Source organism: Paenibacillus sp. T2-29 (genome assembly GCF_052921365.1).
The window spans coordinates 1,068,255-1,082,025 of the sequence record NZ_JBREVE010000001.1; the positions used below are offsets into that span (position 1 = coordinate 1,068,255).

Here is a 13,771-nt window from a genome sequence, read left to right on the forward strand (position 1 = left end):
AAACGTTTCCTAATTCATTCACTTTTATAGCGGCAATGATCATATAATCATCAAGGAGATGACAAAACATGCAAGCATTGAGATGGCATGGAGTAAAAGATTTACGTTTGGAAAACATTGAGCAGCCCGCTGCTCTTCCCGGAAAAGTAAAAATCAAAGTCGAATGGTGTGGTATTTGCGGAAGTGATCTTCACGAATATGTAGCAGGACCGATCTTCATTCCTGAAAATGCTCAGCATCCATTGACTGGTGAAAAGGCTCCAGTTGTGATGGGACACGAATTTTCTGGACAAGTCGTTGAAATCGGTGAAGGCGTAACCAAAATTCAGGTTGGCGACCGTGTAGTCGTAGAACCTGTGTTTGCATGTGGGGAATGTGATGCATGTAAACAAGGTAAATATAACCTGTGCGATAAAATGGGCTTCCTCGGTTTGGCAGGCGGCGGCGGTGGATTTTCCGAATATGTGGCAGCTGACGAGCACATGGTTCACAAAATTCCAGAAAGCGTATCTTTCGAGCAAGGCGCTTTGGTAGAGCCTTCGGCTGTTGCTTTGTATGCTGTACGTCAAAGCCAATTGAAAGTCGGCGATAAAGCTGTCGTATTTGGCGCTGGTCCTATCGGCTTGCTCGTAATTGAAGCGTTGAAAGCTTCAGGCGCATCCGAGATTTATGCAGTAGAGCTTTCCGAAGAGCGTAAAGCTAAAGCTGAAGAGCTGGGTGCTATCGTGCTTGATCCTAAAACTTATGATGTTGTGGAAGAGCTGCACAAACGGACCAACGGTGGCGTAGATGTAGCCTATGAAGTCACTGGAGTACCTCCTGTGCTGACTCAAGCGATTGAATCCACTAAAATCAGCGGACAAATCATGATCGTCAGCATTTTTGAAAAAGAAGCTCCGATCAAACCAAACAATATTGTCATGAAAGAACGCAATCTGACTGGTATTATCGGCTACCGTGATGTATTCCCGGCTGTCATCAGCTTGATGGAAAAAGGATATTTCCCTGCTGACAAACTTGTGACCAAACGTATTAAGCTCGAAGAAGTGATCGAGCAAGGTTTTGAAGGTCTCCTGAAAGAGAAAAATCAGGTTAAAATCCTGGTATCTCCGCAATCCTAATATCGAATATAAACCAGATGTCTGCCCTTTGCAGGCATCTTTTTATATAAAAAAACGCTCTTCTTCCTGCGACATACTGTCGTCAAGATGAGCAGCGTTTTTTGATTACCGTTTTGCTTATTTCATTACATTTTTCAGAACATCGTCAATCATTTGACTGTTTGCGATTGTACCTGTATACAACCAGCTGGAATCCTTACCAAAATCGTATACGTGCCCTTCTTTAACTGCCGGTATTCCTGCCCAGACTGGATCTTTAATAATCTCATCCTTGCTCACTTTTTTGCTGTTCACGATAAAGATATAATCAGCGTCCAGCTCAGCTAGTTTTTCCAGGGATAAGTTGCTCCAGTTCGCCTTGGCTGTTTTGGAAATCTCCTGTACGACCTGTGGAATCTTAAATCCCAAATCCTTGTACAATACATCACCGCTGGATAGATTCTGGTTCACCACATATACGTTTTTATCCGTTACCCACAATGCCGCAGCGGTTTTTTGTCCTACCTTCTGACTTAGCTTGGCTTTCGCTTCTGCTGCTTTTTTGTCGTAATCGCTCAATGCCTGCTTCGCTTCACTGCTCTTATTCAGCACCTCACCCACGGTCAGCAGCTCTTGGCGCCAATCATTATTCATATTACTACCTACAACATAGGTCGGAGCAATTTTGGAGTATTGATCATATTTGTCACCTTCGACCATACTCGCACTGTCCATAATGATCAGATCAGGTTTGAAGTTCAGAACCGCCTCGAACGGAAGATCTGAAGCGATCGCAGGAACATCCTTCAATTCTTTTTGCAGGTAAGCTTGAACTGAATTTTTACCTACCGACCATTGGGCTACCGGTTTAACACCCAACGCTACCAGATGATCCTCAAGATAAGAAGCGAGCACACGCTGAGGCTGAGCCGGAACCTTCACCTCATGCCCAAGTGCATCCTTCAGCACCCTTTCCTGTGATGTTGGTTCCGCTGATGTATTATTGTTCCCTTGCGAAGCGCCATCGGTTGCCGCAGGACTGGATGAGTCTGAGCATGCGCTCAGCAGCAGGGTAAAACTAAGCAATAAAATAAATGCCATGGAATGCTTTGCGTTTCTATTCATTCGTAAAATCCCTTCATCATGATTTTGATAATGATTATTATCCTCAATAACAGTATGCAGGGCGCCACTTTTCGAATCAATGGAACATTCAGACATGCTTGATGGATTATCCAGACGCATATTACTAATAAAAGCAGATGAATATAAGCTGTCCCGATAATGAACCGGGGATACACCAGTATGTTTTTTGAATGCCCGGCTAAAGAAATACACATCCGGATACCCCACACTCACAGCAATATCCTGTAAAGTGGCATCCGTCTTCCGCAAAAGCTCCTTCGCCTTGTCCATCCGTAATTGAATCAGATACATAATCGGGCTGCAATCCGTTTGTTTTTTAAATAATCGGGTCAGGTGTCGCGGGCTGCATTCCAATAATCCGGCCAGACGTTCCAGTGTGATGGATTCCGCATAATGAGCCTGCATAAATCGAATTGTCTGTGCCACGACATCCCGCGTGGAAGTCCGAGCCTGCGGCTCCTGCCATTGACGCATACATTCATATGCAAAATCATAGAACCGACCCTGAGCCTGAATCTTCGATAACGTCTCTTGATCCTGCCAGGCGTCCGCCAGTAGTTGCAGCTTTTGATATAGTATAACCGGATAGGACGGTCTGAAACCATAAGCTATCGAAGGATGATTATACACCGTGTTTCCCGAAAAAGAGTTTGCTTTATATAGTACAAGAATATATTCGATTCCGCATGGCGAGGGCTTTATATTCAGTTCAAAGCCTTTGCTGCCATGCAGTACATAACCTGAATGGGGTGCATCCTTCCAATCACCAGCCAAGCGTACGCTACCCTGTAGCATAAACACAAAAGCATGCGCTGGGAGACGATAGGGTTGAGCCAGCTCTTCCGCTTCCAGTCGAATGTGCCGGACATCCATGACACGGATCGACGAATGAAGCCATACGGACAGCAGCTTGTTCAGCTCATCAGCTTCATGCCCCTTGCTCATCCCGGTATGGGAACCTGTCTGCTTTTGCCGATCCTGCTTCACGTATCCAAGCCTCCGCTTCTTAAATATCATACTTTTTTTCAAACCAACCTCATTATATATCATAAAGACAGAATGATATCATAATACAACAATCGTCAACGATATCATTCTGCCTCTGTTCACCAGTTTGTCCCCTATCTATGTCATTCTCCCTACCAGATCCTATTTCTTTCATTTCCTAATTGGATATTTTCATGTAGTATAAGTCTAATTGAAGTAACCCTGCTTGGGCTATGCTGAAGCTATACACTATGATGAAGGAGGATTTCATATTGAAATCAAATGAAGCAACTTTACACAAAAAGCTTCGACCACGGCATATTACCTTTATGGCTATGGGTGGAGTCATCGGGACGGGTATTTTTAAAGGAAGTACCGAGACGATTAGCTTGGCAGGACCTGGAGTTATTTTGTCCTATGTCTTCGCAGGACTCCTGCTCCTGGTCGTTATGGGCGCGATTGCCGAGATGGCTACCGTCTATCCTAACATGAATATGAAGGATTTTATTCGCAAGGCTTTTGGAGAGCGACTTTCTTTTATTATCGGCTGGTTGTATTGCTTCATGTGGCTGGCCGTCTGTGTCATTGAGGTCATTGCTGCTGGAAGCTTTCTGCAATATTGGTTGCCAGATGTTCCTCTATGGCTCCTCAGCTTAGCAAGTGCGGCTTTCATTATTGTCGTCAACATGCTGAGTGTCGGCGGTTTAGGGGAGCTGGAATTTTGGTTGGCGGGTATTAAGATCGCCATGATTATTATCTTTATCGCCTTGGGTGGCTGTATACTATTCGGAATTATTCCCACTGAAACTCCACCTTATCTGAGCAACTACGCGCAGCACGGCGGGTTTCTCCCCAATGGCTGGCTGGCTATCTTTTCGGCGTTGCTGGTCGTTACCTTTTCTTACGGAGGGTCTGAGCTGATCGGATTGACGTTGACGGAGACTGAAAATCCAGAAAAGGTACTGCCTAAAGTGGTTAAAAGTTTTATTCTTCGCGTTGTTTTGTTCTATACGCTGCCAATTCTCATTATTTGTGGCTTGATTCCCTGGAACCAATTGGATGCAAGTACCAGCCCGTTTGTACAGGTATTGTCTTCTGTAGGGCTTCAAGGCTCAGCTCATGTCATGAACTTTATTCTGATCACTGCTGTACTGTCTGCCGCCAATTCGGGAATTTACGGGGCTACACGCATGCTTCATTCGCTGGCGATTAATGGAGAAGGTCCCAAGTCACTCGCTCGCCTGTCTTCAAATGGAGTTCCGGTGAACAGTCTCAAACTGTGCGCAGTCATCCTGATTGTTGGCTCCATGGTCGCATACGTCGCTCAGGACGGGCTGTTCCGTATTTTGATGGCTGTACCTGGCTTTGTCGTGCTGCTTGTCTGGAGCTGTATCTGCCTGTCCCAATTGAAACTGCGCAAATCTTATCCAGTAGAGCCTACTTTCAAGATATGGGGATACCCTTATATAACGGCGGTAACAGTGGGATGCCTATGGGTCATTGCCTTCCTGTTCTTGATTGACCCGCAAAATCGGATCAGTATCAGTGTATGCGTGGCTTTTATGGCATTTTTAATCATCTGGTCTTTGGTGAAGTTCCGGAGAAAGCAGGCTTAAACAGCTCATGATTCAATCGTATCTGTTTCCAGTTTCATATGCTTTTCTAGCCTTCCCTGTTGCTGCGTTACTGTTTACACTACCATTTCTCATCGTGCAATATCGCAGACATGGCTATATTCACAAGGCTAGAGCGTGGTTGCTTTACTTGATGCTGTTATACTTGATGAACGCCTTCTTTCTGGTCATACTACCGCTTCCAGCATCGCGTCATAATGCAGCCTTGGCCGGGGGAGCGTTGCAATTGATGCCCTTGCAGTTCGTGCAAGACATTATAAGAGAAACATCCGTTTCACCTGCTCATCCCTCCAGTTATGTTCATTTGCTGAAGGAGCGTGCTTTTCTGCAAGTGGTTTTTAACGTGATGATGACCATGCCTTTCGGTATGTTCTTACGTTATTATTTCCGCGCACGATGGAGATGGTGTCTCATTCTGTCCTTCACCTTGTCCCTCTTCTTTGAGGTGACACAGCTGACAGGATTGTATGGATTTTTTGACCATGCGTATCGTGTGTTTGACGTGGATGATCTGATGGCTAACACATTGGGCGGTATGCTGGGCTTTCTGCTCGGCGAATGGTTTTCACGCTTCCTTCCCCGTTTGGAACATCTGGACAAGCACTTGGACATTACGACCAAACGGGTGTCCTATACGAGACGAGGAGTAGCCTATTTAGTGGATTCTATCCTTTGGGCGGGGTTGCTCAGCATTATGGAGTCCATGCATGTATCTGCTGCTTTCTGGGTTTCCAGTGGAATTTACTTTATGGTGGTTCCTTACCTGACGAATGGACGAACTCCGGGGAAGTGGCTGGTACGCATTCATCTTACGGGGAGAGAAAAAAGAGTTTCCCTGTGGGAGCTCATTAAGCGCTACAGTCTCTTGTATTGGTTGTATTTTGGACTGAATTACGTACTAGGTGGATCTGTACTGGGATCTCATCTGTCTCCTTGGATAAATGTTCTGATCAGTCTTGTGCTGTTGGTGATAAACGGATGGTTCTTTTTCCATCTGGTCATACGCTTATTCAAGAAAGGCCTGTTATTTTATGAGGAGCTTAGCCATACTTCGCACCAGATTATATGGCCCAAGCGCTACCATCCTACTCAGAATGACATCGCTGACCCAACACAGACGTTGGGAGCGAATATAGTACAAAAATAACCAGAGGATCGACACGTCACCAAACCCGGGATCCGCATTACATCTAGGCAAATAAAAAAACAGGTGAGAGCAAAGGGATGTCCTTGCTCCACCTGTTTTTTTATGTTGCTTATATTTTATGTTGCGTATAGATGTTAACTCAACTTATTTCCACTGTGCAATTTGATCAATTGGTAGACGTGTGGACGGATGACCCTCGTTGATTCCTTTACCCATCGAAATGAGCATAACAGGGACATAACGGTCTTTGTCCATACCAAAGGCTTCAGCAATTTGATCCTTTTCATAACCGCCGATAGCGTTAGTGTCGTACCCATGAGCACGTGCCACCAGCATAAGCTGCATGGACACCAATCCACCGTCGATCAGGACCGTTTCTCTATTCACAACTGGATCAAGGGCAGCAAAATGGGCTGTTACTTTTTCCTGTTGCATTTCTTTAATGTCTTGTGGCATATAGCCCAGTTCTACAGCTTCTCCGAAGATTTGTTCGAAATTATCAAAGTTGTTCAGATCCCCAAACACAGCGATCACTGCCGAGGAGGTCTCCACTTGACGTTGGTTGAAACGAGCCAATGGCGCCAGGGTTGCTTTACCTTCTGGGCTATCAATAACAAGGAAACGCCAAGGTTGCAGATTAATGGAGGATGGTGCGCGTGTAGCTTCCGTTAGAATCTCTGTCATTTCCTCGCGGCTAATCTTCACGGACGGATCGTATACTTTTACCGAACGGCGTCCCAGTGCGATTTCCTTAAAATCATTCGTTTTTACAATATTGGATGTATTCGTATTACTCATTCCAATCTCTCCTTTGTTCCTCTGTGGGTAATCGTAATATGACAATGTTGTCAGTCCATACTGGATATATGACTATTCATCACTTGCAGCATATCGGCTAGCTGATGCCGCTGCGTCTCATCAAAGCTCTGTAGCAGCTGAGCTACAAACTGCGAGCGCTCCTGCTTAAAGATGACAATACGCGCACGTCCATAATCGGTCAGGCTTACCAAGGTAACCCTGTTGTCCTCTGGCTTCGTGCGTCGTGTGACCATTTCAGTCGCCTCCAGTTGTTTCAAATGGCGCGTTACGGCCGCACCGTCGATGCCAATCTCTTTTTGCAGCAGCGTTTGGCTAATCTCCTCCACTTGATACAACTTGCATAACAACTGCAATCTGGATGCGCTGATCCCTGCACACCGCTCAAACTTGGAGCTAATCTGCTTGTTCAGCAGCAGCAGCATATCAAAAATATACTCAGCCTCGGATGGTGTCTGGGTGATATCAATCTCTCCTCCCTTTAGCATATCGCTGGGTCTCGTGATTCAACCTTTGATCTATCAATTATTGATCTATCAAGTAATATACATCCTCTTTAACAATAAATCAAGTCCCTGAGAAAAATAAAGTGCCTCATTCCAAATAAAAGCTGAGCGACTCCCACGGAGCCGCTCAGCTTCAAGTTTGCTTTTATTAGCTAGGTTATTAATCATTGTACAGTTGAGAAAAGGAATTGTAGCGTTCAATTAGATAATTCCGTGAGACAGCATAGCATCAGCTACACGCACAAATCCGGCGATGTTCGCTCCAACCACCAGGTTGCCCGGTACGCCGTACTCCTCAGCTGCCTTCACGCTGTTAGCATAGATATTTTTCATAATATCATGGAGTTTGGCATCCACTTCTTCAAAGGTCCATGACAGGCGCATGCTGTTCTGCGACATTTCAAGCGCCGAGACTGCTACTCCGCCTGCATTAGCAGCTTTGGCTGGTCCAAACAGAACTCTGTTCTCCAAAAATACTTCAATAGCCTGTAGCGAGGACGGCATATTCGCACCTTCACCTATAGCTTTTACGCCATTGCTTACCAGCAACTGCGCTGCATGCTCGTCAATTTCATTCTGTGTCGCACATGGCAATGCGATGTCGCATGGGATTGACCAGATTCCCGAGCAGCCTTCTGTATAGATTGCGCCTGGACGCTCTTTCGTATACTCGCTAATTCGCAGACGATTCACTTCTTTAAGCTGCTTCACCAGCTTGAGATCAATACCGTCTGGATCATAAACATAACCATTCGAGTCGCTACATGCCACGACTGTAGCACCGAGCTGCTGAGCTTTTTCAATCGCATAAATGGATACGTTACCCGAGCCCGACACAACGACACGTTGTCCTTCAAAGGACAAACCTTGAGCTTGCAGCATCTCGTTTACAAAATACACACAACCGTAGCCAGTTGCTTCCGTACGTGTAAGACTACCTCCGTAATGAATCCCTTTACCCGTCAGGACGCCGCCTTCATGCCCTCCGCGAATCCGCTTGTATTGCCCGAACATGTATCCGATCTCACGGCCACCTACGCCAATATCCCCTGCCGGAACGTCAGCATCTGGGCCGATATATTTATACAGCTCCGTCATAAAGCTTTGTGTAAAACGCATCACTTCGTTATCTGATTTACCTTTGGGGTCAAAGTCCGAACCGCCTTTACCACCACCGATGGGAAGACCCGTCAACGCATTTTTGAAAATTTGTTCAAAACCCAAAAATTTGACGATACCCAGATACACGGACGGATGGAAACGGAGTCCACCTTTATAAGGACCAATCGCACTGTTAAACTGTACGCGGAAGCCACGGTTGACCTGTACATTGCCTGCATCGTCTACCCAAGGTACGCGGAAGGTAATGACACGTTCGGGCTCCACCAGCCGTTCCAAAAGCCCCTGCTGCATATACTTAGGATGCTTAGCCAATACCGGAATTAGCGAATCCAAAATTTCCTTGACGGCCTGATGGAATTCATTCTCATGAGGATTGCGCGCGATAACCTTCTCAAAAACGGACTGCACATATTCAGCTGCTGCTTGTTGACTCTGCTCTGGACGGATCATGGTCATTATTTAATACACCCCTTTTATAATTAGCCCCTCTGTTAAATGACGGAATGACTTTATTCTGCACCCTTGAGAGTGGAACTTTATGTATTCATAAAATTTAGTTAACTATACATGATTTTTTATATAAATACATCCAATTCGCCTATAAAAGATTTTTGTATCCTTCATTAAATAACTCTATGAACCTACCATTGCCTGTTATATTCCTAAAGCCAAATCCCTTGATTTACGGGCTTTTTTCACGATTTCTAAGGCTTTCACACCTTACTTTGTATGGCATTATAATGTGAACAAATTGAAACTAAAACATACATTATATCTGGAAAATATGGATTATAAAAAAAGAGGCTAGCGCACAAGGCGCAGCCTCTTTTCTCATCAGCAAGAATGTAACCACTCACCGTTACGGAAATATTCTGTTACACATAAAAGGCTTCAAGCTGACGCACAATTTCGGCCTCGTCATGCTCTACCACCTGCTGGTGTTGTGGCTTGGCGAACAATTGTTCAATTTGCGCCGGGAACTCCTGCTTAATATCCACCAGACGGATCGCCTCATCGAATTTGGCCGGATGTGCTGTTGCAAAGGTCACACAGACTTCGCCTGCGCCATTATACGCCTCATACGCGGCAATACCGCAAGCTGTATGCGGATCGAGCAAATAATCGTATTCAGCCTTGTATTTTTTGATCAGCTCCAGACACTGCTCATTCGAAGCACCAAGCGCTTCAAAATCCTGCTGTACCCGTTTCAAATCCTCTGCCCCGATCACAATCCGTCCCTCGGTTTTGAGCTTATTCATGTACTCAGATACCTTGGCTGCATCCTCTCCGAGGAAGTAGTACAGGTATCTTTCGAAATTGCTCGCCACTTGAATGTCCATCGAAGGACTGTATGTGCTTTTGAAGTCTCCTGGCTTATATTCGCCTGTCTTCACGAAGCGCTCCAAAATATTATTTTCGTTCGTGGCAATGATCAGCTTATGGATTGGCAGACCCATTTTCTTTGCGAGAAAGCCGGAAAAGATATTGCCAAAGTTGCCGGAAGGCACGCTGACATTGATCTTCTTTGCACCCGATGACTCCTGCGCCCGGAAATAAGCATAGAAGTAATATACCGTCTGCGCCAAAATACGCACAAAGTTAATCGAGTTAATCGCCCGCAGATGATGTTTGGCTTTGAAGTCCAAATCGGCAAACAGGTCCTTAATCACTTTTTGACAATCGTCAAAGTTCCCTTTTACAGATAGATTCAGCACGTTCTCATCGTCTACCGTCGTCATTTGCAGTTCTTGTACCTTGCTCACCTTTTGGTGTGGGTGCAAAATACAGATTTTAATGCCTTCCTTGCCTCGCACGCCCTGAATGGCTGCTGCCCCGGTATCGCCCGAGGTTGCACCCAGAATATGAATGATCTCATTCTGCTTTTTGGACACGTAGGAATAAAATTCACCCATAAATTGCAGCGCCACATCCTTGAACGCGAACGTAGGTCCATGGAACAGCTCCAAAATAGACAGGGAATCGTTGATCTTCTTCACTGGCGTAACTTCCGGATGACGAAAGCTTGCATAGCTGCGCTCTACCAGTTGTTCCAAATCTTCACGAGGAATCTCATCATTGATATACAGCGCAAAAACTTCCAGCAGCAGCTCTCTGTAGCTCAATGTAGCCCACTGCTCCAGCGTAGCTCCCGACACGGTCGGAATCTGCTCCGGTACCATCAGACCTCCATCGTCAGCTAACCCCATGAGCACGGTATCAATAAATCCCTTGGCTTCTACTCGACCTCTAGTGCTTATATATCTCATATACATCCCCCAATAAAAATTCAATTCGAACCTTTTTCGAATATATTATTGTCTATAATACCCTGTCGCGGTGCTGTAACCAAGCCTTTTTTTCATATTTCAAAGACTTTCTCCTACTTTACCATACCCTGATGCATCAGGCATCTGTCATCGCCAGTCAATTAGAACGTCAGGTACAGGGCGTAAGTGTGAAAAAAAGTAGGCTACTCCAGCCATTACGAGCCTGAAATCGAGAGTGCAGCCAGCTTGAGCGAAGGAGAAGTGCAGCTTCCCGTAAAACGCAAATCGTTGCCAACTTCCTCTACCTGCTGTAGCACGTCAAAGAAGTTGCCCGATACCGTAATCTGATTGACCGCTCTGACCACTTGCCCTTGCTCAATCCAGTAGCCCAGACAAGCTAGCGAAAAATTACCAGACGCCGTATTCGTACCTGCATGCAGCCCTTGAAGCTCGACGATCATCAACCCGCGATCCGTCTTGCGAATCATGTCCTCCAACGTAGACGTGCCTGGAGCCACGTACAGATTATGATACGACACCCCAATTTTACCGTTATAGCTGCCTTTGGAAGCATGAGAGGTACTCTGTACCCCTGCCTTGCGGGCCGTCTTGCGGTTATGGAAATACGTCCGTAGTTCTCCATCCTTGATAATCTCGTTGCGGCGTGTCGCACTACCTTCAGCATCAAACGTACTGCCTGCGGGAACATTCTCCATCAGCGGATCATCAATCAGTGTGATATGTTCGCTTGCCACCTTTTGTCCCAGTTTCCCAGCTAAGCGTGAAAAGCCTTTATCCACTGACTCCGCTGAAAATACCGACGTATACGCAGCCAGCAATTGCGCTGCTGCATCATGACGGAAGATGACCGGATAGTTATCCGATTGGATGGTGTGCGCACCCAGCTTGGAAACGGCCTCTTGTACGGCTTTATGCGCCACATCCGCAATATCGATCTCCTCCACGCTCCGGAGCGAATAATCATGCCAGCCCCCGGTAACCGTCTCGCCATGGTCTGCTGCAATCACATACACATAAGCGTTCGCTAGGCTTTTACGACGATGGCAGTGTAACCCTTTGGTATTCACAATCAGGACTTCATTTTCACGAATGCTGACCGAACAATGCCGAGCCATCACAATCCGTGGGTCTGCGGCAAGCGCTGTACGCTCCATTTCCAGCGCAGCTTCAATCAGAATCTCAGGAACTGTGTCAGCAAGCGTTGAGGCATAATCAGGCTGCTCAGGATAGCTCTCAGAGCCTGCAAACAGCTCATCCTGCTCCTCGCTCTCCAATATGTCCGCGTTGCTGCGTGCTTCCTCCAATAAGAAGTCGATCACATCCGGTTCCAGCTTTTCCGTAGAGGCATAGCCCATTTTCCCGTTAATGACACCACGGAAGGAAAGTCCGCCATTTTCAACGATGGTATATTGGTCAATCTCTCCCTTTAGCACCTTTACCGAGGTAGAACGTCCATTTACATAGTAGATTTCCATATCCGCATAGCCCATTTCCCGGCCTTTGGCGAACAACGCTTCCTGAAATTGCTGAATATTCATCGCCTATTCCCCCTTCCGTCCACCGACGGTCATCTCGGACACCCGTATAGTAGGCTGTCCGCAGTTGACCGGAAGACTTCCACTGACCGAGCCGCACATCCCCTGACCATGATCCAGATTGTTGCCGACCCTATCAATATTTTGCAGGGTTTCAATCCCTTTGCCGATCAACGTTGCGCCTTTGACCGGCTCGGCAATTTTGCCGTTGCGAATCATGTACGCCTCTTCAACTGCAAAATTAAACTCGCTCGTCGAGGTGTTCACCGAACCACCGCCCAGCGATTTGGCATAGATTCCATACTCCGTATTCGCAATGATCTCTTCACGGGTCGAATCCCCGTTCGCAATAAACGTATTGTTCATACGGGATGCAGGCGCGAATTTATAGGACTGTCTTCGTCCCGACCCTGTCGCAGGCGCCCCCATCTGGCGCGAGCCCATGCGGTCGATCAGATATCCTTTTAAAATGCCGTTCTCGATCAATACGTTACGCTGTGTTGGCGCCCCTTCGTCATCGATATTGAGCGAGCCCCACGCATTCGGAATCGTTCCATCATCTATAGCCGTGACGAGCGGTGAAGCCACCTGCTGCCCGATTTTATTGGCAAACACGGAAGTTCCATGCGCCACCGCCGTAGATTCCAGCCCATGCCCACACGCCTCGTGGAAAAGAACGCCGCCGAAGCCGTTCTCAATTACGACAGGCAGTCTGCCACTAGGCGCATATCCCGCTTTGACCATCGTGGACGCAATCCGAGCTGCGTGTCTGGCATTTTCTTCGATATTCAGATTCTCCAGGAATTCAGTCCCTGCATACGCTCCCGGCCCACGGAACCCGGATTGTCTATGCTCCCCATCAGTCGCAATCGCGCTTATTCTCATGCGTGTATACGTACGGGTATCCTCCACCAGCAGCCCGTTGCTATTGGCGATCAAGACGTTCTGGATCGAGTTGCTAATCCCAACAGAGGTTTGCGTGATGGAAGGAGCGTATTGGCTTGCCGCCTCATGCGCCCGTCTCATCATGTCGATCTTGGCGCGCTTCTGCGAACCTTCAGGAATGATCGCAATCGGATGTTGGTTAGGGATCACATGAGGATGGAGTGTAATCGTGTGTGTACCTGGCGCTCCACCTCCGCGAATAGCCTTGGCGGCCGATTTGGCCAGTCTGATCAGGCTCTGCTTGCTCATATCACTGGTGTAGGCATACACCGAAAAATGCTCCTTCATGATCCGAATACCAATCCCAAAATCCCGGCCTGACAACGCCGTATCCACGACTCCTCCGGTCATGCCCAGTTGTCCATTGGTACGGTCCTCGACGAACACCTCTGCAAAATCCCCGCCCGTCTCCAGCGCGGCTTGCAGCATATCCTGAATCTGTGTTGGATGTATCATCACGTTCCTCCTCGTTTTTGCCATGTTTCATATTGTACGTCTAAGCGATCAAGATCATATGCGGGTTCATGTTTATTTCCCATAACTTT

The 13,771-nt window shown here is 46.8% G+C and carries 10 protein-coding genes; 3 read left to right on the forward strand and 7 right to left on the reverse strand.

Translation table 11 applies throughout. The features are described from left to right. Positions 1 to 68: 68 nt before the first annotated feature. Positions 69 to 1,121, forward strand: a complete 1,053-nt coding sequence (locus ACU1JV_RS05255) for a 2,3-butanediol dehydrogenase (protein ID WP_090738590.1) — start codon at positions 69 to 71, stop codon at positions 1,119 to 1,121. A gap of 117 nt (positions 1,122 to 1,238) precedes the next feature. On the opposite strand, the gene ACU1JV_RS05260 is transcribed toward ACU1JV_RS05255, so the two are convergent. Next, entirely contained in the window at positions 1,239 to 3,233 is a 1,995-nt protein-coding gene (locus ACU1JV_RS05260) for an ABC transporter substrate-binding protein (protein ID WP_413986782.1), read from the reverse strand. A 272-nt stretch (positions 3,234 to 3,505) separates the two neighbouring features. On the opposite strand from ACU1JV_RS05260, the gene ACU1JV_RS05265 reads away from it, so the two are divergent. Next, on the forward strand, positions 3,506 to 4,849 hold the full coding sequence (locus ACU1JV_RS05265) for an amino acid permease (RefSeq protein WP_013372423.1): 1,344 nt from the start codon (positions 3,506 to 3,508) through the stop codon (positions 4,847 to 4,849). A gap of 7 nt (positions 4,850 to 4,856) precedes the next feature. Further along, the gene (locus ACU1JV_RS05270; protein WP_413986783.1) at positions 4,857 to 6,014 is read left to right on the forward strand and encodes a VanZ family protein; all 1,158 of its coding nucleotides are present in this window, start codon (positions 4,857 to 4,859) and stop codon (positions 6,012 to 6,014) included. Between the two features lie 144 nt (positions 6,015 to 6,158). On the opposite strand, the gene ACU1JV_RS05275 is transcribed toward ACU1JV_RS05270, so the two are convergent. The 6 genes from ACU1JV_RS05275 to ACU1JV_RS05300 all read right to left on the reverse strand — a co-directional run bounded on the left by ACU1JV_RS05275 (position 6,159) and on the right by ACU1JV_RS05300 (position 13,682). Continuing rightward, a complete protein-coding gene (locus ACU1JV_RS05275; protein ID WP_016821829.1) occupies positions 6,159 to 6,812 on the reverse strand; it encodes a nitroreductase family protein in 654 nt (217 codons plus the stop codon). A 50-nt stretch (positions 6,813 to 6,862) separates the two neighbouring features. Then, positions 6,863 to 7,255: a MarR family winged helix-turn-helix transcriptional regulator gene (locus ACU1JV_RS05280; protein WP_413987505.1), complete on the reverse strand. Its 393-nt coding sequence runs from the start codon at positions 7,253 to 7,255 to the stop codon at positions 6,863 to 6,865. Between the two features lie 282 nt (positions 7,256 to 7,537). Continuing rightward, entirely contained in the window at positions 7,538 to 8,914 is a 1,377-nt protein-coding gene (gdhA, locus tag ACU1JV_RS05285) for an NADP-specific glutamate dehydrogenase (RefSeq protein ID WP_016821831.1), read from the reverse strand. 419 nt (positions 8,915 to 9,333) lie between these two features. Further along, positions 9,334 to 10,725 (reverse strand): threonine synthase, encoded by a 1,392-nt coding sequence (gene thrC, locus ACU1JV_RS05290; protein WP_413986784.1) that lies wholly within the window; start codon positions 10,723 to 10,725, stop codon positions 9,334 to 9,336. A 215-nt stretch (positions 10,726 to 10,940) separates the two neighbouring features. Continuing rightward, entirely contained in the window at positions 10,941 to 12,284 is a 1,344-nt protein-coding gene (locus ACU1JV_RS05295) for a TldD/PmbA family protein (RefSeq protein WP_216974249.1), read from the reverse strand. A gap of 3 nt (positions 12,285 to 12,287) precedes the next feature. Next, positions 12,288 to 13,682, reverse strand: coding sequence for a TldD/PmbA family protein (locus ACU1JV_RS05300; RefSeq protein ID WP_413986785.1), 1,395 nt, complete (start codon positions 13,680 to 13,682; stop codon positions 12,288 to 12,290). Positions 13,683 to 13,771: the final 89 nt, after the last annotated feature.

Bases quoted from the DNA above. Each gene is read 5' to 3' on its own strand.
- ACU1JV_RS05255 (WP_090738590.1), top strand. From the start codon at position 69: ATGCAAGCATTGAGATGGCATGGAGTAAAAGATTTACGTTTGGAAAAC.
- ACU1JV_RS05270 (WP_413986783.1), top strand. From the start codon at position 4,857: ATGATTCAATCGTATCTGTTTCCAGTTTCATATGCTTTTCTAGCCTTC.
- ACU1JV_RS05275 (WP_016821829.1), bottom strand. From the start codon at position 6,812: ATGAGTAATACGAATACATCCAATATTGTAAAAACGAATGATTTTAAG.
- ACU1JV_RS05280 (WP_413987505.1), bottom strand. From the start codon at position 7,255: ATGCTGCTGCTGCTGAACAAGCAGATTAGCTCCAAGTTTGAGCGGTGT.
- gdhA (WP_016821831.1), bottom strand. From the start codon at position 8,914: ATGACCATGATCCGTCCAGAGCAGAGTCAACAAGCAGCAGCTGAATAT.
- thrC (WP_413986784.1), bottom strand. From the start codon at position 10,725: ATGAGATATATAAGCACTAGAGGTCGAGTAGAAGCCAAGGGATTTATT.
- ACU1JV_RS05295 (WP_216974249.1), bottom strand. From the start codon at position 12,284: ATGAATATTCAGCAATTTCAGGAAGCGTTGTTCGCCAAAGGCCGGGAA.
- ACU1JV_RS05300 (WP_413986785.1), bottom strand. From the start codon at position 13,682: ATGATACATCCAACACAGATTCAGGATATGCTGCAAGCCGCGCTGGAG.